This is a genomic window from Variovorax restrictus (assembly GCF_051216715.1).
Lineage (GTDB): Bacteria > Pseudomonadota > Gammaproteobacteria > Burkholderiales > Burkholderiaceae_C > Variovorax.
Genome location: NZ_JBPJZH010000003.1, coordinates 273,658 through 290,927 on the forward strand (window position 1 = coordinate 273,658; position 17,270 = coordinate 290,927).

Consider the following 17,270-nt stretch of genomic DNA (forward strand, 5'->3'; position numbering starts at 1 on the left):
TATCAAAAATAGAGATTATGAATTCTGCATGACGCTCGATAGCATGACCCCGCCCGACCGCCGCGTCCGGGCGCCTCCCGATTGCCACTTCTTGTTTTTCGCCGCAGGAGAGCCCCATGCCACCGACATCTTCCCCATCCGCCGCCGCCGTCGCGGCACGACCCCCGAGCGACGGTCTCGTTCCCGGCCCCAGCGAGGACGGCATGCTCACGCGGCTCGGCCTGCGCTTCACCGCCTGGGCCGAGCGCTGGTTCCCCGATGCCTTCGTGTTCGCTGCGCTCGCCGTCGTGGTGGTGGCCTTGGCCGCGCTGGTCAACGGCTCCAGCCCGCAGGTGGTGGCCAAGTCCTTCGGCGACGGCTTCTGGAGCCTGATCGTCTTCACCATGCAGATGGCGCTGGTGGCCATCGGTGGCTATGTCGTGGCGACGTCGCCGCCGGCCGCGCGACTGATCCAGAAGTTCGCCGCCATCCCCGGCTCGTCGCGCCAGGCCATCGCCTACGTGGCGACAATCAGCATGATCCTGTCGCTCTTCAACTGGGGCATCAGCCTGATCTTCAGTGCGCTCTATGTGCGCGCACTGGCCCGGCGGACCGAGCTGCGCATGGACTACCGCGCCGCCGGCGCTGCCGCCTATCTGGGCATGGGCGCGACCTGGGCGCTGGGCCTGAGTTCTTCCGCCGCACAGCTGCAGGCCAACGCGAGCAGCCTGCCCAAGAGCATCCTGAACATCACCGGCGTGATCCCCTTCACCGACACCATCTTCCTGTGGCAGTCGATGGCGATGGCCGGGGTGCTGATGGTGGTGTCGATCGCGGTGGCGCTGTGGTCCGCGCCGGGTGCCGAGCGCTCGGTGACGGCGCAGGACCTCGGCGTCGACCTGACCGAAGCACCGGTCGTCAAGGCCGATGCGGCCACGCGCCGCCCCGGCGAGTGGTTCGAGCGCAGCCCCTTGCTCACGCTGCTGCTGTGCGCGCTGGGCTTCGGCTGGCTCGCGCAGGAGTTCATGACGAAGAGCCCGTGGATCGCCATCTCGGGCCTCAACACCTACAACCTGCTGTTCCTGATGATCGGTTTGCTGCTGCACTGGCGCCCGCGCAGCTTTCTCGATGCGGTGACCAAGGCGGTGCCGGCGACCTCGGGCGTGATCATCCAGTTCCCGCTGTACGGCGCCATCGCCGCGATGCTGACCGCGGCCAAGGGCACCGGCGGCATCACGCTGTCCGACCGCATCGCGCATGGCTTCGTCGCCATCTCCACCACCGACACATTCGCGGTGGTGATGGGTGCGTACTCCGCGCTGCTCGGCTTCTTCATTCCCTCGGGCGGCGGCAAGTGGATCATCGAAGCGCCCTATGTCATGCAGGCCGCCAACGACCTGAAGGTGCACCTGGGCTGGGCCGTGCAGGTCTACAACGCGGCCGAGGCGCTGCCCAACCTGATCAACCCTTTCTGGATGCTGCCGCTGCTGGGTGTGCTGTCGCTCAAGGCGCGTGACATCGTGGGCTTCACCTTCCTGCAGCTCATCGTGCACACGCCGCTGGTGCTGTTCATGCTGTGGCTCTTCGGCAAGACGCTGACCTATGTCGCGCCGGTGATCCCCTGACGGCGGATGGCCGCACCGGCCGGTCGGACGCACCGGCCGGAGGCGGCGCCTCGCACATGTGACACGAGAGACAACCGCGATGGTCACCGAACAAAAACAGGGTTACTGCACGCTGTGCCGCTCGCGCTGCGGCACGCTCAACGAGGTGCGCGACGACCGGCTGATCGCCGTGCGGCCCGACCCGTCGCACCCGACCGGCCAGGCGATGTGCATGAAGGGCCGCGCCGCCCCGGAACTGGTCGAGAGCCCGCACCGCCTGCAATACCCGATGCGCCGCACCCGCCCCAAGGGCGATGCCGACCCCGGCTGGGTGCGCATCGGTTGGGACGAAGCGCTGGCCGAGACCGCGCAGCGACTGGCCGCCGTCAAGGCCGAGAGCGGTGCCGAGTCGGTGGTCTTCGCCGTGACCACGCCCAGCGGCACGCCGCTGAGCGACAGCATCGACTGGATCGAGCGCTTCGTTCGCCTCTTCGGCAGCCCCAACATCTGCTACGCCACCGAGGTCTGCAACTGGCACAAGGACTTCGCGCACGCCTTCACCTTCGGCTGCGGCATGCCGCCGGCCGATTACGCGAATGCCGAACTCATCGTGCTGTGGGGCCACAACCCGGCCAACACCTGGCTGGCGCAGGCCCATGCCATCGGCCGTGGCCGGGCGCGGGGCGGCAAGATGGTGGTGGTCGACCCGCGGCCGACCGCGCTGGCACGACAGGCCGATGTGTGGCTGCAAGTGCGGCCGGGCACCGACGCGGCGCTGGCGCTCGGCCTTATCCATCTGCTCATCGCCGACAACCGCTTCGACCACGCCTTCGTGCGCGAATGGACCAATGCGCCGCTGCTGGTGCGCAGCGACAACGGCCTCTTCCTGCGCGAGCGCGACCTGTGGCCCGGCACCGCCACCGACCGCTTCATGGTGTGGGACGACGCGCGCGGTGGCCCGATCCCTTTCGGTGCCGACGCACCGGTCGATGCGCGGGGTGCCGCGTCCTTCCGCCTGCGCGGCGAAGTGGTCGTGACGTGGGCTGAAGGACCGCACGGTGCGCAGTCGCTGCCATGTGCCCCCGCCTTCGAATTGCTGGCGCAGGCCTGCGCCCCCTACAGCCCGGCCGAGGTGGCGCGCATCACCGGCGTGGCCGAGGCGCCGCTGCGTGCCGCGGCTACGCTCTTCGGCGAAGGCCGGCGCGTGGCCTACCACGCATGGACCGGCATCGGCCAGCACACCAACGCCACGCAGTCCGAGCGCGCCGTCGCCACGCTCTATGCGCTGACGGGCAGCTTCGACACCGTGGGCGGCAACCGGGTGCGCACCCCGCCGGCGACGCGCAGCGTCAACCCGCTGTCGCTGCTGCCCGAGGCGCAGCGCGCCAAGGCGCTCGGCTTGGCCGAACGCCCGCTCGGCCCACCCGCGCACGGCTGGGTGACGGCGCGCGACACCTACCGCGCCATCCTCGAAGGCACGCCCTACAAGGTGCGCGCGATGGTGGCCTTCGGCACCAACCTGCCGGTGTCGCAGGCCGACACCGCGATGGCGCACGACGCGCTGCGCGCGCTCGAATTCCACGTGCACTGCGACCTCTTCGAAACGCCGGCCGCCCGCTACGCCGACATCCTGCTGCCCATCAACACGCCCTGGGAGCGCGAGGGCCTGCGCGTCGGCTTCGAGATCGACGACGCGGCGGCGGCCCGCGTGCAGTTGCGCCAGCAGATGGTGTCGGCGCGCGGCGAATCGCGCAGCGACAACGACATCGTGTTCGACCTCGCGGTGCGCTTGGGGCTGGGCGGCGACTTCTTCGACGGCAGCCTGGAGGCCGGCTGGAACCACCTGCTGGCGCCGGCCGGGCTCAGCGTCGCCCAGCTGCGCGCGCAGCCGGCCGGTGTCGACGGCACCATCGATGCCCGCGAGCGCAAGTACGCGCTGCCCGATGCGCAGGGCCGGCCGCGCGGCTTCGACACCGAGACCCGCCGCGTCGAGCTGTACTCCGAGCGGCTGCTGCGTCACGGCCAGCCGCCGATCGCGCGCTTCGTCGAACCCGCGGATTCGCCGCGCGACGCGGCGAGCACGCGCGATGGCCGCTACCCGCTGGTGCTGAGCTCGGCCAAGAACGGCCTCTACTGCCACAGCCAGCACCGCAGCCTGGTGTCGCTGCGCAAGCGCGCGCCCGACCCGGTGGTCGAACTGAGCCCGGCGTTGGCGGCAGCGCGGCAGATCGCCGAGGGCGACTGGGTGCGCATCCGCACCCGTACCGGCGCAGCGCGTTTCGTCGCGCGGCTCACACCGTCGCTGGCCGACGACGTGGTGGTGGCCGAGTTCGGCTGGTGGCAGGCCTGCCCGGAACTCGACCGCGAAGGGCTGCCGGTCGACGGCGTGCTGGGCAGCAACTTCAACGCGCTGGTGTCCGCCGATGCCAGCGACCCGGTCAGCGGCTCGGTGCCGCACCGGTCCTTCCTGTGCGACATCGAACGCGATCCGGCCACCGAGGCGCGCCAGCGCCGCTGGGCCGGCTGGCGCCCGTTCCGCGTGAGCGCGCTGCAGGCCGAGGCCGAGGGCGTGCTGGGCATCGCCTTCGAAGCGGTCGACGGCGGCCTGCTGCCGGACTACCGGCCGGGCCAGCACATCGAGCTGCAGATGCAGCCGCAGCCGGGCGCACCGGCGGTGACGCGGGCTTACTCGCTCACCGGCGCGGCGGTCGAACCCGACCGCACGCACTACCGCATCGCGGTGCGCCACCAGCGCGGCCGCGCGCCCGATGGCGCGTCGTACGAGGGCCAGGTGTCGGGCCATCTGCACCGCGCGCTGCGGGTGGGCGATGTCGTGGCGCTGCGCGCGCCCTCGGGCGGCTTCGTGCTACCGCGCGTGTCGCCGCAGCCCTTGGTGCTGCTGGCCGGCGGCATCGGCATCACGCCCTTTCTCAGCCTGCTCGAGTCGCTGCCCGACGGCGCGCAGGCGCCGGAGATCTGGCTCTACGGCGCCAACCAGAACAGTGCGACGCATGCCTTCCGCCAGCGCATCGCCGCGCATGCGGCCCGCCTGCCGTGCCTGCGGGTGGTCGACCACTACAGCGCGCCACTGCCGCACGAGCGCGCGGGCATCGACTTCGCGTCGCAGGCGCTCATCGACGCCGCGGTGGTGAGCGACGCGCTCATCGCGCGCCGCGCCCGCTTCTACCTGTGCGGGCCGGCGCCCATGATGGAGGCGTTGACCACCGGGCTGGTGGCCCGCGGCGTGCCGCGCTTCGACATCTTCAGCGAGGTGTTCCGTTCGCCGGCGGCGCCCGCGCTCGACGGCGACCAGCGCTTCGCCGTGCGCTTCGCGCGCTCGGGCGGCGCACCGGTGAGCTGGTCGCCGTCGAGCGGTACGCTCCTGACCTTTGGCGAGTCCCTGGGCCATGTGATGCCCAGCGGCTGCCGCGTCGGACAGTGCGAAAGCTGCGCGGTGCGGCTGCTGGCCGGCCGCGTGCGGCACCTGCACGGCTGCGAGCCCGACGACCCCGCCACCTGCCTCACCTGCCAGGCAGTTCCCCTGGAAGACATCGTGCTCGACGCCTGAGAACATGCGAATGAACCTGCTGCGCGCCCCGATCTCGCATCTGCGGTCCTCACCGCACGCTAGTGCGGCTCCGGTCCTCGATGCAACCTCGGGGCGCTCGCGACGGTTCCTTCACATGTTCTAAGCACATCGACGACGAAAGACACACGCACACCATGAAGACCATCGACGCCGCCACCACCCGCGACGCCCTGCCATTCGACCGCCTCATCCCCGCGCTGCGCGCCATGTTCGTGGCGGACTGCGAGGTGCCGCTGCGGCACACGCACACACTGGCCGATGCGGCCGGCGACGCGGCCGGCACGCTGCTCATCATGCCGGCGTGGCAGCCCGGCGCGTACCTGGGCATCAAGACGGTGGGCATCTTCCCGGGCAACTCGCAGCGCGGGCTGCCGGGCCTGCACTCGACCTACCTGCTGTTCGACGCGCAGACCGGCGTGCCGCTGGCGCAGCTCGACGGCAACGAGATCACCTCGCGCCGCACCGCGGCGGCCTCGGCCTTGGCCGCGTCCTTCCTGTCGCGCGCCGATGCGCGGCACCTGCTGGTGGTGGGGGCCGGCCGCGTCGGCAGCCTGCTGCCCGCGGCCTACCTCGCCGTGCGGCCGATCGAGCGCGTGACCGTGTGGGACCGGCACCCCGCCAGCGCGCAGGCGCTGGCCGAGCGGCTGCGCGCCGACGGCATCGAGGCCGAGGCGGCGGGCGACCTCCGCGCCGCCGCGTCCGAGGCCGACATCGTCAGCTGCGCCACGCTTGCCACCGAACCGGTGGTGCACGGCGCCTGGCTGCGCGCCGACAGCCACCTCGACCTGATCGGCAGCTTCACGCCGGCGATGCGCGAGGCCGACGACGCCTGCTTCGGCGGCGGCGCGCGCCTGGTGGTCGACACCGCCGAGGCCCTGCAGAAGAGCGGCGAGCTGCTCGGCCCGCTGTCGCGTGGCGTGTTCGCGGCCGGCGACGTGGCCGGCACGCTGGCCGACCTGTGCAGCGGGCGCGTGCCGGGTCGCCGCGACGGCGACGGCCGCACCGTCTTCAAGTCGGTGGGCACGGCGCTGGAAGACCTGGCCGCGGCCGTGCTCGTGTTTGAACAGGTTGAGGTGACGACGACGTAGTCGCCGCGTCGTGCGGCACCGTCACCAGCCGTGAAACCGGCCCCAGGTCTGCACCGTGCCGTCCTCGGCGAGTGCGTGGTATTCGGGGAACTGCGCGCCGGTGGCGCAGGCGTGGTTCGGCAGGATGCGCAGGCGCGTGCCGATCGGGAAGCGCGTGGCGACGTCGGGCTCCGGCGTACCGTCGCGCGACACGATGCCGTGTTCCTGGTTCGCGCCCGACAGCAGGTAGCCCGGTAGTACCGCGCCGTCGACCGTGCAGACCTGGCCGTAGCCGAAGTCCTGCCCCATGCGCGCTGTGCCGCGGTCGCGGCTCATCGCCATCCAGCCGGCGTCGACGATGGCCCAGCCCTTCTCGGCCTGGTGGCCGATCACGGTGGTGAGCACGCTCAGCGCGATGTCGTCGGTGCGGCACACGCCGACGTTGCGCATCACCAGGTCGAAGAACACGTACACGCCGGCGCGCAATTCGGTCACGCCGTCCAGGCGCGTGGCCTCCAGCGCGGTGGGTGTGGAGCCGACGCTGACCACCGGGCAGGGCAGCCCGGCCGCGCGCAGGCGCTCGGCGGCCTGCACGCACCCGGCGCGTTCCTGCTCGGCCAATGCGGCGAGCGCGGCGGGCGTGTTCAGTTCGTAGCTCGACCCGGCATGGGTCAGCACGCCGCCCAGGCGCATGCCGCCGTCGTGCAGCACGCGGCCGATGCCGAGGAGCGCGTCTTCCTCGGGCCGTATGCCCGAGCGGTGGCCGTCGGTGTCGATCTCGATCAGCACCTCGAAGGCCTCGCCGTGGCGACGGCCGAAGTCGGCGATGGCCCGCGCGCCGTCGAGGCTGTCGGTGATGATCTTCAGGTCGCAGCCGCGACGGCGCAGTGCCATGGCGTGATCGAGACGATGCGCGGCCATGCCGACCGCATAGAGGATGTCGGTCACGCCGTCGGCGAAGAACTGGTCGGCTTCCTTCAGCGTCGAGATGGTGATGCCGCGCGCGCCGGCGGCGATCTGCGCGGCCGCCACCGGTGCGCACTTGGTGGTCTTCACATGCGGGCGGAAGCGCACACCCAGCGCGTCGGCCTGCTGCTGCATGCGCGCGATGTTGCGTTGCATGCGCGGCAGCGCGATGAGGGCGGCGGGGGTGTCGAGGGTATGGAGCGCGTCGAAAGGCATCACCGAACTTTAGAGCCTTCCACTGCACGGGTCGCGGCCAAAAAAAAAGCGCCCCGAAGGGCGCTGTAGAACGACGCCTTGCGGCGCCGCGAGGAGGGATCTTCCCAACCGGATCGGCTCAGAGGATGCCGAAGATCTTCAGGGCGATGATGGCGACGAGAGGAACGCCGCACAGCCAGAGAATGATGCTTTTCATGATGGCCTCCGAGCCTTGAATGAGTGAGGCTCCAGCCTAGGCGCTCGTCCTTGGTGTGACCTGCGGGAGAAGGCAGGCCGATGGCGTGGTCCCCTGCCTACAGTCGACCCGCCAGGCAGATGCCTGGCTTGCAGCGCACTTCAACGACGGACTCCAAACCCGGTACTGCCCAGTGCACAAGGCCTTCGCCGCGCTACCGCCAGACGGCGCCGAGGCGCGACCTGACCGGCTTGCTCGAGCGCGTCAACAGAGCCGGCCCGGTAACGCCGGTGGTGCCGAGCGAGTACCTCGAGGGGGTCGTCGGATGGCGTTGATGACGCCGTGGACGGTGGCCGGCGCGACGGCCATTTCAGCGTCGAAGCGTCGACGGCATCGTGCTGAGCAATTCAGCGGACTTGCGCAGTCGCTCGTCGACTTCGCGTGCGAGTCGGGTCGATTCACGCCCCTGGTAATTGATGGCCAGCCAGACCAGCCAGACCAAGCCGGCCAAGCCGGCCGATAGATACAGTTGCACGCCCATCGTCACTCCGAAAAAATATGCCGACACGCTTGCATGGCATCGGCTGCTTCGCAATAGGCGAAGACGCAAAGTTGGCATCGTCGTGCGCCCACGCCACAGTTTTGCCGGTGCGCAGCGTCTGCGCTCCGGTGGGCGTGGTGCTCGACGGTCTCGTCAGCGGCCGTTGGTGCTGAACGGCAGTTCCCACTCGACCGTGGCGGCCTCGGTGGGAATCGACAGCGTGAAGATGGCCGCCGCTGCGAAGGCGGCGAGGACGGTGGCGAGGAAGTGGGTCATGCGTCGATGTTGCGGGTCGGCCCGAGGCCTGCCGTGTCAGCCGACGACGATTCGCGCTGAACGTTGGCGCCTCACCGCGGTTGCGCGGCGCCAGGTGGCGCGCCCGATGCCCGGTAGCCGGCGAGGAAGGTGTCGAGCGCCCGCGCCACGGCCTCGCGGATGTGAGCCTTCGACAGCTTCTTCTCGATGCCGAAGAGCCGCGGCGTGATCGTCTCCGAATCCAGCAGCGCCATCAGGTGGTGCGCCGCGACGATCGGGTCGCTTTGCCGCAGCTTGCCCTTGTCCATCTGCAGCGCGAGGAAGCGGCCGAGCTCGATCGTGCCCTTCTTCGGTCCGCCTTCGTAGAAGCGCCGTCCGATGTCGCTGCGGCCCGATTCCGCGATGATCGCGCGGCGTGCCTGAATGGCCGATTCCTGGCAGAGCACGGCCAGCGTGCATTCGCCGAAACGCTGCAGGGCCAGCGGCAGGTCGTCGCCGTCGCTTTCCAGCGCCGTGAAGATACGTTCGACGTGGCGTTTGGCCGCGTCGTGGATGACCTCGACGAACAGCTCCTCCTTCGACGGGAAATAGCCGTACAGCGTCGCCTTCGAGCCGCCCACGCGGGCCGCGATTTCGGCCATCGACGCACCTTCGAAACCGGACTCGAGAAAGACCTGCGAGGCGGCTTCCAGGATGGCATCTCGCTTGGCTTCCGTTCTAACTCGCATGGGGTGGTCTCTTCATCGGCTCTTCAATTCAATACCATGGTGTTCAGTATTGCGGGCCGAGTCTGTCAAGTCAATCCCACCGCTCGGTGGTTTCGAGCCGCGTTCGCTTCAGCGACGCTCTGACAGGCCATTCAAGGCCGCCCGGTCTTCATCGCTGAGTTGGAGCGCCGCACTCGCCAGGTTCTCGCGGAGATGCACGACCGATGACGTACCAGGAATGAGAAGGATGTTCGGCGACCGTTGAAGCAGCCAGGCGAGCGCCACCTGCATCGGCGTCGCCCCCAGCCGCGCAGCCACGTCGTTCAGCGCGCCCGACTGCAGCGGCGTGAAGCCACCCAGCGGGAAGAAGGGCACGTAGGCCGTGCCGCTGCCGGCCAATTGGGCGATCAGCGCGTCGTCGCCGCGATGCACGAGGTTGTACTGGTTCTGCACGCAGACGATCGGCGTGATGCTGCGGCCCTGTTCGATCTGCGTCGGCGTGACATTGCTCAGGCCGATGTGCCGGATCAGGCCGCGGCGCTGCAGTTCGGCCAGGGCGGTCAGCGGTGCTTCGATCGATCCTTCGGCCGGGCCGTGCACATCGAACATCGCGCGCAGGTTCACGACCTCGAGCACGTCAAGGCCGAGGTTGCGCAGGTTGTCGTGCACCGCGCGTTCCAGGTCCGCCGCGGAGAAGGCGGGCTTCCACGATGCGTCGTCGCCGCGTGTGGCGCCGACCTTGGTGACGATGACCGGGTCGTCGCGGTAGGGATGCAATGCCTCGCGAATCAGTTGGTTGGTGATGTGCGGTCCATAGAAGTCGCTGGTGTCGAGGTGGTCGACGCCGAGGGCGACGGCTTCGCGCAGCACGGCGAGCGCGGCGGCGGTGTCCTTCGGCGGGCCGAACACGCCGGGGCCGGCGAGTTGCATGGCGCCGTAGCCCAGGCGATTCACGGTGCGGGTGCCCAGGCGGTAGGTGCCGGCGGATGCGGTGCGGGTCATGGTGTGTCTTTCGAGAGGTGGTGTGCCACGAATCTAGGAGCGCAGGGGCTGCGCGACAATCCATTGCAATCTGCACAGGCTGTGCAGAAATCAGGACAGTCCATGGACGATTTGGCAGACCTCACCGCCTTCCTGGCCGTCGCCCGCGAGGGTGGCTTCCGCAATGCCGCGCGCGTGGCCGGCACCAGTGCATCGCGCCTGAGCGATGCGGTCCGCCGGCTCGAAACCCGGCTGGGTGTTCGGCTGCTGCACCGCACCACCCGCAGCGTGGCGCCGACGGATGCCGGGGCGCGCCTGCTGGAGCGGCTCGCGCCGGCGCTCGGCGAGGTGCACGCGGCGCTGGATGTGGTCAACGGCTTTCGCGACCGGCCTACGGGCCGCCTGCGGCTCAACGTGCCGGTGAGCGCCTCGCGGCTCGTGTTGCCGCGCATCGTGCCGCCCTTCCTCGCGAAGTACCCGGACATCTGCCTCGAGGTGATCGCGGAAGACCGCTTCGTCGACGTCTTGGCCGAGGGCGCCGACGCTGGCATTCGCTACGAAGAACGGCTCGAGCAGGACATGGTGGCCGTGCCCATCGGCCCGCGCATGCAGCGCTTCGCCGCAGCCGCATCGCCCGCGTACCTCGATCGCCGCGGCCGCCTCGCGCACCCGCGCGAGCTGCTCGGCCACGACTGTCTGCGCGGACGATTTTCGAGCGGTGCCATGCCAGCGTGGGAGTTCGAGCGCGATGGTGAATCGGTCAAGGTCGACACCAAGGGCCCGCTGATCGTCGGCCTGGGCGCAACCGCCGACCTTGCCGTTGACGCCGCGTTGGCCGGCAGCGGGATCGTCTATCTCTTCGAGGATTGGCTGCGCCCGTTCATCGACCGCGGCGAACTGGAACCCCTGCTCGAACCGTGGTGGCCCAGCTTCTCCGGGCCGTTTCTTTATTTCTCAGGGCGACAGAACCTGCCGGCGCCGCTGCGGGCGTTTGTCGATTTCGTGCGCGAGATGCGGCACTGAGGGCCGACAGGCATTGGAGTTTCGATGGAGTTGGATTCGTGAAATGGCATCCGAGGGTTAAGTGAGCATTTCATGGTGCCGGATACTTCTGCTTGATGTCTCTGCAACTTTGAGCCAGGGACTTCATCAGCGGTTTGACGCCCTTTGGGGCAGTCTCAACGGCAGAAGAAATTCTCACTAGCTGCGAGCGGACGGCTTCTGTATCGTTCGCGAGAGAAGTGTCTCGCATGGTCCAGATCGGTGCGTTTGCTAGTGGGGAGCCTAGGTCGCGAAGTAACAGTGCGATCATGCCGGCCGCAGTCGAATTGGAACCAGCTACGTCCGCCCACGGAAGCGGCCCATCGCAAACAAACTCGATGTTCTCCAAAGCGAGCAGGGCAAGTTGGCGGATACGCTTCTCGTGCTCGATCATGCGCAGTTCAGCGATTCGGTGATCACGACGAGCGATGTAGATCGCTGCGCAAATTGCAGCGATGGCTCCGAGAGCTTGCATCCAACTGGCCCAGTCTGGGCGCGGCATGCAAATAGTCCACCAAACGTCTTGCGTAGTGAACAGGCAGTAGTCAGGTGGCGAGGCGGTCATTATTGGCGAAGCGTATCCCTTTCGATGAGGGCGCCGAAGATCATTTGCGCGATGCTCCCATCAAGCAAAGACGAGTCAGCCCACGACAGCCTCCCCGTGTCGGGTCAGAGACGAAATATGGCGGCTCTCCAGAGGGAGAAATGCAAAATTCCGGACATCGGAGGATGCTTTCGGACTTTTCTCAGCTTCGTCCGCCCGCGTAACGGCCACCCTTGCCACTTCGACCGGAACCGCCGACGCGATGACTTCCCTTGCGATTCGCGGCCTCGATGGAAGGTGCGGTGATACCGGCCAAGCTGGTGAGTTGCGGGAGCAGCGAGGTCTCAACAGGTGCAGCGCCGACGGTGCCGGATACGCTGAGCAGCAAGGCGACAAGTGATGCATTCATGATGTGTCATCAATGGCAGTGATAGGTGCCGTTCTTGCGATCGTGATGACAGCCGTTCTTGTCCGTGCCGCCGGAATGCGCGAAGGCGCCGATGCTGAAGGCCAGGGCTGCAAGCGCCAGGATCGTTTTCTTCATGGAAGTCTCCTCACCCGGATTGGGTGCGGGTAGTCTGGGACTGTCACTGAAACGTTTCCTAAGGGGATGCGCGTGTTGATGCCAACTTGTGCCTGATATTGGCGCTTTCGTCTGAAAGGATGGGCTGCGGAGCGCGCCCAAAGTGCCGCCCTGCCTACGTTCGAGCGCCGTGTCTTCCGGCTCGACGCTCGCCTGTGGTCGGTGCAAGGTCAACCTATCAACGGGATGACAAAGGACACACCATGGCATCGACCCCCAACAAGACCACACTGCCCGCACCCACCACGACCAAGGACATGAACGAGGCCCGCGCGGGCGACCGCGGCGCCGCCTCCGGTCGCAACATCGAGCAGAACCGCGCCATCGGGCAGGACGACCCCACGGAGGGAAGCCGCATGGGCCGCGAGCAGCACAAGGCCAGCGGCTACCCGGGCGCCGGCGAGTCCGGCGACGGGCAGGGCACCGACGCGTCACAGGTTGCCGAAGGGGAGGACGACAAGCGATAGGGGCATTGGCGCCGGGCAGAATTGCGGCGCCATGCCCATGATCAAAGCGCTCGCCTCCTTCGCGGTCTGCCTCACTGTCGGCACGGCCTTTGCCCCGACGTCGGCCGCGGCCGCGTCTCCAGCGCGCACCGGTCCCGTGGATGCCCCGATGCCCGGCGACGTGCTGCTGAACGGCCGTGTCGATGCGGCCCGATACCGCGCCACGGCTGCGACGATGGGTACCGATGCCGGCATCGCCTATCGCTACGGGCCGAGTGCCGCGGAGCTGGGCACCCCGGCAGCGACGGTGACCTACGGCAAGCGGCCGGACAAGAGCTACGACCCGATCTCGGTCCGCCTCGGCTGGAGCAACCGCAGCTGCGTGGCGCCCGGCGGTTGGTGCGGCACCTGGCAGATCGGCCGTGCCCCGTCGAAGGCGCCAGGCGACTTCAGCTCGTCGATCGTCAACGTCGGCTACGTGCCCGACACGTCGCCCGCGCCGTCGTTCTTCCGGAAGACGTACTTCGGCGTCGCGAGCCTGCAGCAGCTCGGCGTCGCGCACGACGTGGTCGCCGTGAAGCCCGAACATTCGTGGACCACCTACAACGGGCCCGCGAAGGACGGCGGTGCCAACGACGCGAACATCGAGTTCGCGGCCCAGACCGTGCCCATGGACCAGAAGCCGGTGGCGGTGGGCAAGTGCTACGGCCGCAGTGGCTGGTGCACCAACTCGATCGCGGTCTTCGCCAATGGCTGGCTGATGGGAGTCGGTTCCAACACGGCGCACAACCGCATGAAGGTGAAGCTGGCCGACGGCAAGGTGCCGACCGCCATCGCGGTCACCAACAGCGGCGAATTCGCGCTCGTCACCGTCTGGGACACGGCCGCGGTGCGCGGCCAGGTCGCGGTGGTGGCGCTGGCCGATGGCTGCCAGTGGTGCGACCCCGCCAAGGAAGGCGCCTGGGAGCGCAACTGGGGCAGTGCCCGGCGCGTGTACCACGGCTTTCCCGGCCTGGGCAACTACATCGCCGCCAAGGTGATCGGCTACGTCGACCTGCCCGACACCCTGAAGGCACCGACCGAGATCAGCGTGAGCACGGGCAAGAGCCACCACGACTACGAGATCGTGCGCGACTTCTGGGCGAACGGCATCGACAACGCCGACAGTCGCGTCAGGTGGTACGACCGCGACGAGCGCAGCCGCGCGGTCGCGCGCACCGGCATGGCGGTGGTGATCGGCAAGAACGAGAAGCGCGCTGCCTTCATCGACCTGCGCCCGCTGTTCCAGTACTACCGCGACCAGTACCTGGGCCAGGACCCGGCCGCCTGGGCCGCCATGATCGCCAACCGCGGCGACGCGCCGAACCAGTGGCCCTTCGCCTTCGGCGTCGCACCGGCGCAGGTCCCGACCGTGGTGAAAGTGATTGACCTGCCGACGCGGCCCACCGCCATCAAGCTGGGCCTCACGGCGCCGTACCGCGCCTTCATCGCGACGCAGGAAGGCAAGCTGCGCGTGTTCGACCTCGGCACCGGCTACCTCGACCAGGCCGGCAAGGCCGTCGGCAAGCCCATCGACATCGTCGAGAAGTTCGCGATCGAGGTCGGCAAGAACCCCACCGACATCACCTATGTGAAGGAGCGCGGCTGGAACAACACCACCGCGTTGTTCGGGCCGCTCGGCCTGAAGCACGACCGCTCCTACTGGGTGACTTCACGCGGCGAGCGCAAGGTGCGGCTCCTGAGTTTCGACGCAGCCTACGGCAGCGCAAGAATCGTGAAGACCCTGGCCGACAGCCGCATCGTCGACCCCATCGCCACCGACGACGGCGCCACGCACGGCACCGAAAGCTACGTGCTGACCCTGGCCGACTATGGCGGCAAGACCGTGCGCAACTACCTCTACGGACCGATCATCGCGTGGACCTACGGTACGAAGGGCGGCTGGACCATCTGCCCGGCACCGCAGGGGTGCAAGCTGTTGAACGATGAGCCCTTCGAGTACGGCGGCGGCTACGAACTGCCGGGGAAGCCGTTTCATGCGGCGGGGGCGAATATCAATTGAGCGACGCGGTGGGTCGAGTGATCCAGCCCCATCGGTTGAGGCCGATCTCGGTCGCCGCTCCGTCCGCCTAGGAGCGCGTTGCGAGGGAGATCAGTGACAGCACCAGGGCGAGCACCAGGCCGACGACCAGGGCCGCTTCGGCCCAAACGCGGTCGCGCCTTGGCGGGTTCGCATCGTGCGTGCGAAAGCGTGTTGCGGGCCGGGCTTCTCTCTGAGGCTTGTCGATCCACCAGCCGAAGTTGGTATCCCAGTCTTTCTCGTGCGGTGATGGCGAACTCATGTCATCAAGTTTAGCTACGCCGATGACATTTGGTTAACCAAAGTATTCATTTGTGCGGCGCCTGCGCAGTAGTTCACATGAGCGTTTGAACGGTCGTACCGCGTGTTCAACGCTGAGCACCCCCGCCTTGTGCGCTCGCCCAACCTATGCCGAATTCGCCACTCGGCTATTCAGAAGGAGAAATGCAAAAGTCCGGACATCGCAGGATGCTTCCGGACTTTTTCATGGTGCCTCGACAGGAATCGAATATCTGGCTGCAGAACTCGTAAGTGCTAGGATTCTTTCTCGAGCGATTTAAAAGTACCGACAAAAGTACCGACAAAACGTACAGTGTCCCCAGCTGTTGCATGATTAGCACCTGGTGAGGCCATACGAGCCGACGTGGTCGGCTCAGCAAAACGTGCATGCGAGATTACGGCGTCGTCGGCCCAATCAGAAGTGCACCCGGCCAGTCGGCGGGCGGCATCATTGCGTGGTCGAACATGGAGCGCGCGCTCATGCAGTGATTCTCGCTGCACCGGCTAGCAGATTGTTCCCCCGCACGGTGGCTGAGTGAGGTCGCCGGGAGCGCCCTTTGATCGCACGTTGTCTGGCGCTATCGAGCAAGCATGAGCAGAGCAAGATCATCGAGCGACGCACGGCGAAGCTGCCGGGCTGCACGCTCTTCGCCGGGCGTCGCTCATAGCCGAAGCCTCAGCGACAGTGTTTACGATGCTCGATAAGTCCACGGCAGACGCGGCCCCGAACGTTGCGACAGTTCAACAACTTCCTCTTCGGGTCAGGGTTGCATGTAACTCAACATGTACACGTTGAGCACGGAATCTGCTTGATAGTGTCGTCCTCTGGGGCGGCGTAAGCTACGACGCGGGTTAAGCCGCCGGCGTGGGCATGTGAAGCAAAAGAAACTAAAGTTTACATTTAGAGTCGCGCTGGGTAAGATAAACCGCATCGCTTCAATCTCGATGATCGATTCCGCATCCATTTTCATGATGACTCACGATTGCAGACTGACAGTGCAAACGGCCGAGGTCCCGTTGGTACCGCAATGGCAGCACTGATGCTTGGCCTAGCCGCCGCGTTCCTGTGGCTTGCGCTTCATCCTTTTACGACCTTTCCGCTGTCGCTTCGATGGCTTGCTGGGCGCGGCGTCGGCTGGCCCGGCGCGGGAGTAGTCGACGTTGCCTCGACGCGGCCTCTGACCTTCGCCGTCTTCACGTGTGCTTACAACGAGGAACGCGTCATCGAGGCCAAGATCCGGAACCTCCTGTCGTTGCGCGAGCGTCATCCCGCGCTCGAGATCCTGGTCTACGTTGATGCCGCCAGCGACCGGACAGCGGCGATCTGCGAGCAGTACGCAGGGCAGATCAGCCTGCACGTATCGCAGAATCGGAACGGCAAGACGCACGGCATGAACTTGCTGGTCCGCCAATCGCAAGCTGACATCCTGATCTTCACCGATGCCAATGTGATGCTCGCGCCTGACGTCATCGAACGTGCCGAGGCGCATTTCGGCGATCCCGACGTGGGATGCGTTTGCGGCAACCTGACGTACGTGAACGCGGATGCGTCGGTCACGGCCCGGTCGGGCTCGCTCTATTGGCGCATCGAGGAGGCCATCAAGCGACTCGAGTCTGCGACCGGGGGCGTGATCGGTGCCGATGGGTCCCTGTTCGCCATGCGGCGAAGCCTTCATCGGCCGCCGCCCGACCACATCATCGACGACTTCTACCTGTCGCTGATGGTGATGTGCCAGGGCGCGCGCGTGGTGCAGGCGCTCGACGTGAAGGCCTTCGAGGAAACCGTGGCGGTCTCTTCCGAGGAGTTCCGGCGGAAGATTCGCATCGCATGCCAAGCCTTCAACGTGCATCGATTGCTCTGGCCCCGGATCGCAAGGCTGGATGCCCTCACTGTCTACAAGTACGTCTCGCACAAACTACTGCGCTGGCTTTCGATCTTCTCGCTAGCGGCGGCCTTGATATTCGCCATGTTGGGCGCCGCGATCGGCGGCTGGTGGCTGCTCGCGGCGCTGCTCGCGCTTGGTCCGGTGGTCGTGTGGGCGTTCGGTTCACGCTGGCCCGTTCGGCCGTTTCCGCAGATCTACGACATCCTCAGCGCATTCGCCGGGACCGGAATCGGCGTCTGGCGGTCGCTCCAAGGCGAACGGTTCCAGACCTGGGCGCCGGCTGCGTCGCTGCGCAAATGAACCGGTCGAGCCCTTTGCTTCGCGAACCTCA

At 67.4% G+C, this 17,270-nt stretch carries 16 protein-coding genes; 7 read left to right on the forward strand and 9 right to left on the reverse strand.

The features are described from left to right. Nucleotides 1-116: 116 nt before the first annotated feature. From ACSFA0_RS20765 to lhpI, 3 genes are all read left to right on the forward strand, one after another. Entirely contained in the window at nucleotides 117-1,604 is a 1,488-nt protein-coding gene (locus ACSFA0_RS20765; protein WP_435452183.1) for a short-chain fatty acid transporter, read from the forward strand. 79 nt (nucleotides 1,605-1,683) lie between these two features. After that, nucleotides 1,684-5,151, forward strand: coding sequence for a molybdopterin-dependent oxidoreductase (locus tag ACSFA0_RS20770; protein ID WP_435452184.1), 3,468 nt, complete (start codon nucleotides 1,684-1,686; stop codon nucleotides 5,149-5,151). Between the two features lie 155 nt (nucleotides 5,152-5,306). Continuing rightward, the gene (lhpI, locus tag ACSFA0_RS20775) at nucleotides 5,307-6,260 is read left to right on the forward strand and encodes a bifunctional Delta(1)-pyrroline-2-carboxylate/Delta(1)-piperideine-2-carboxylate reductase (protein ID WP_435452185.1); all 954 of its coding nucleotides are present in this window, start codon (nucleotides 5,307-5,309) and stop codon (nucleotides 6,258-6,260) included. A gap of 21 nt (nucleotides 6,261-6,281) precedes the next feature. Here lhpI and ACSFA0_RS20780 read toward each other — a convergent pair whose 3' ends face one another. The 5 genes from ACSFA0_RS20780 to ACSFA0_RS20800 form a co-directional block, all read right to left on the reverse strand. Then, nucleotides 6,282-7,421: a DSD1 family PLP-dependent enzyme gene (locus tag ACSFA0_RS20780; protein ID WP_435452186.1), complete on the reverse strand. Its 1,140-nt coding sequence runs from the start codon at nucleotides 7,419-7,421 to the stop codon at nucleotides 6,282-6,284. A gap of 545 nt (nucleotides 7,422-7,966) precedes the next feature. After that, a complete protein-coding gene (locus tag ACSFA0_RS20785) occupies nucleotides 7,967-8,137 on the reverse strand; it encodes a hypothetical protein (RefSeq protein WP_435452187.1) in 171 nt (56 codons plus the stop codon). Between the two features lie 153 nt (nucleotides 8,138-8,290). After that, a complete protein-coding gene (locus ACSFA0_RS20790; RefSeq protein ID WP_435452188.1) occupies nucleotides 8,291-8,413 on the reverse strand; it encodes a hypothetical protein in 123 nt (40 codons plus the stop codon). A 71-nt stretch (nucleotides 8,414-8,484) separates the two neighbouring features. Beyond that, nucleotides 8,485-9,120, reverse strand: a complete 636-nt coding sequence (locus ACSFA0_RS20795) for a TetR/AcrR family transcriptional regulator C-terminal domain-containing protein (RefSeq protein ID WP_435452189.1) — start codon at nucleotides 9,118-9,120, stop codon at nucleotides 8,485-8,487. A 108-nt stretch (nucleotides 9,121-9,228) separates the two neighbouring features. Beyond that, nucleotides 9,229-10,101: an aldo/keto reductase family oxidoreductase gene (locus ACSFA0_RS20800; RefSeq protein ID WP_435452190.1), complete on the reverse strand. Its 873-nt coding sequence runs from the start codon at nucleotides 10,099-10,101 to the stop codon at nucleotides 9,229-9,231. A 102-nt stretch (nucleotides 10,102-10,203) separates the two neighbouring features. Here ACSFA0_RS20800 and ACSFA0_RS20805 point away from each other — a divergent pair, with 102 nt between their 5' ends. Beyond that, nucleotides 10,204-11,103, forward strand: coding sequence for a LysR family transcriptional regulator (locus tag ACSFA0_RS20805; RefSeq protein ID WP_435452191.1), 900 nt, complete (start codon nucleotides 10,204-10,206; stop codon nucleotides 11,101-11,103). Between the two features lie 70 nt (nucleotides 11,104-11,173). On the opposite strand, the gene ACSFA0_RS20810 is transcribed toward ACSFA0_RS20805, so the two are convergent. The 3 genes from ACSFA0_RS20810 to ACSFA0_RS20820 form a co-directional block, all read right to left on the reverse strand. Then, entirely contained in the window at nucleotides 11,174-11,596 is a 423-nt protein-coding gene (locus ACSFA0_RS20810; RefSeq protein ID WP_435452192.1) for a hypothetical protein, read from the reverse strand. Between the two features lie 271 nt (nucleotides 11,597-11,867). Next, a complete protein-coding gene (locus ACSFA0_RS20815; RefSeq protein ID WP_435452193.1) occupies nucleotides 11,868-12,074 on the reverse strand; it encodes a hypothetical protein in 207 nt (68 codons plus the stop codon). 9 nt (nucleotides 12,075-12,083) lie between these two features. Next, nucleotides 12,084-12,209 carry a YHYH domain-containing protein gene (locus tag ACSFA0_RS20820; RefSeq protein ID WP_435452194.1) on the reverse strand — a complete coding sequence of 42 codons (126 nt, stop codon included), beginning with the start codon at nucleotides 12,207-12,209 and terminating at the stop codon, nucleotides 12,084-12,086. A gap of 242 nt (nucleotides 12,210-12,451) precedes the next feature. Between ACSFA0_RS20820 and ACSFA0_RS20825 the strand changes: the two genes are divergently transcribed. Together ACSFA0_RS20825 and ACSFA0_RS20830 are read left to right on the forward strand one after the other, a co-directional pair. After that, complete coding sequence (locus tag ACSFA0_RS20825; protein ID WP_435452195.1) at nucleotides 12,452-12,715, forward strand: hypothetical protein; 264 nt, start codon at nucleotides 12,452-12,454, stop codon at nucleotides 12,713-12,715. 31 nt (nucleotides 12,716-12,746) lie between these two features. Further along, complete coding sequence (locus ACSFA0_RS20830) at nucleotides 12,747-14,756, forward strand: hypothetical protein (protein WP_435452196.1); 2,010 nt, start codon at nucleotides 12,747-12,749, stop codon at nucleotides 14,754-14,756. Between the two features lie 67 nt (nucleotides 14,757-14,823). Here the strand turns inward: ACSFA0_RS20830 and ACSFA0_RS20835 are convergent, their stop codons facing one another. Next, nucleotides 14,824-15,036, reverse strand: coding sequence for a hypothetical protein (locus ACSFA0_RS20835; RefSeq protein ID WP_435452197.1), 213 nt, complete (start codon nucleotides 15,034-15,036; stop codon nucleotides 14,824-14,826). A gap of 1,045 nt (nucleotides 15,037-16,081) precedes the next feature. Between ACSFA0_RS20835 and ACSFA0_RS20840 the strand changes: the two genes are divergently transcribed. Further along, a complete protein-coding gene (locus ACSFA0_RS20840) occupies nucleotides 16,082-17,239 on the forward strand; it encodes a glycosyltransferase family 2 protein (RefSeq protein WP_435452198.1) in 1,158 nt (385 codons plus the stop codon). Nucleotides 17,240-17,270: the final 31 nt, after the last annotated feature.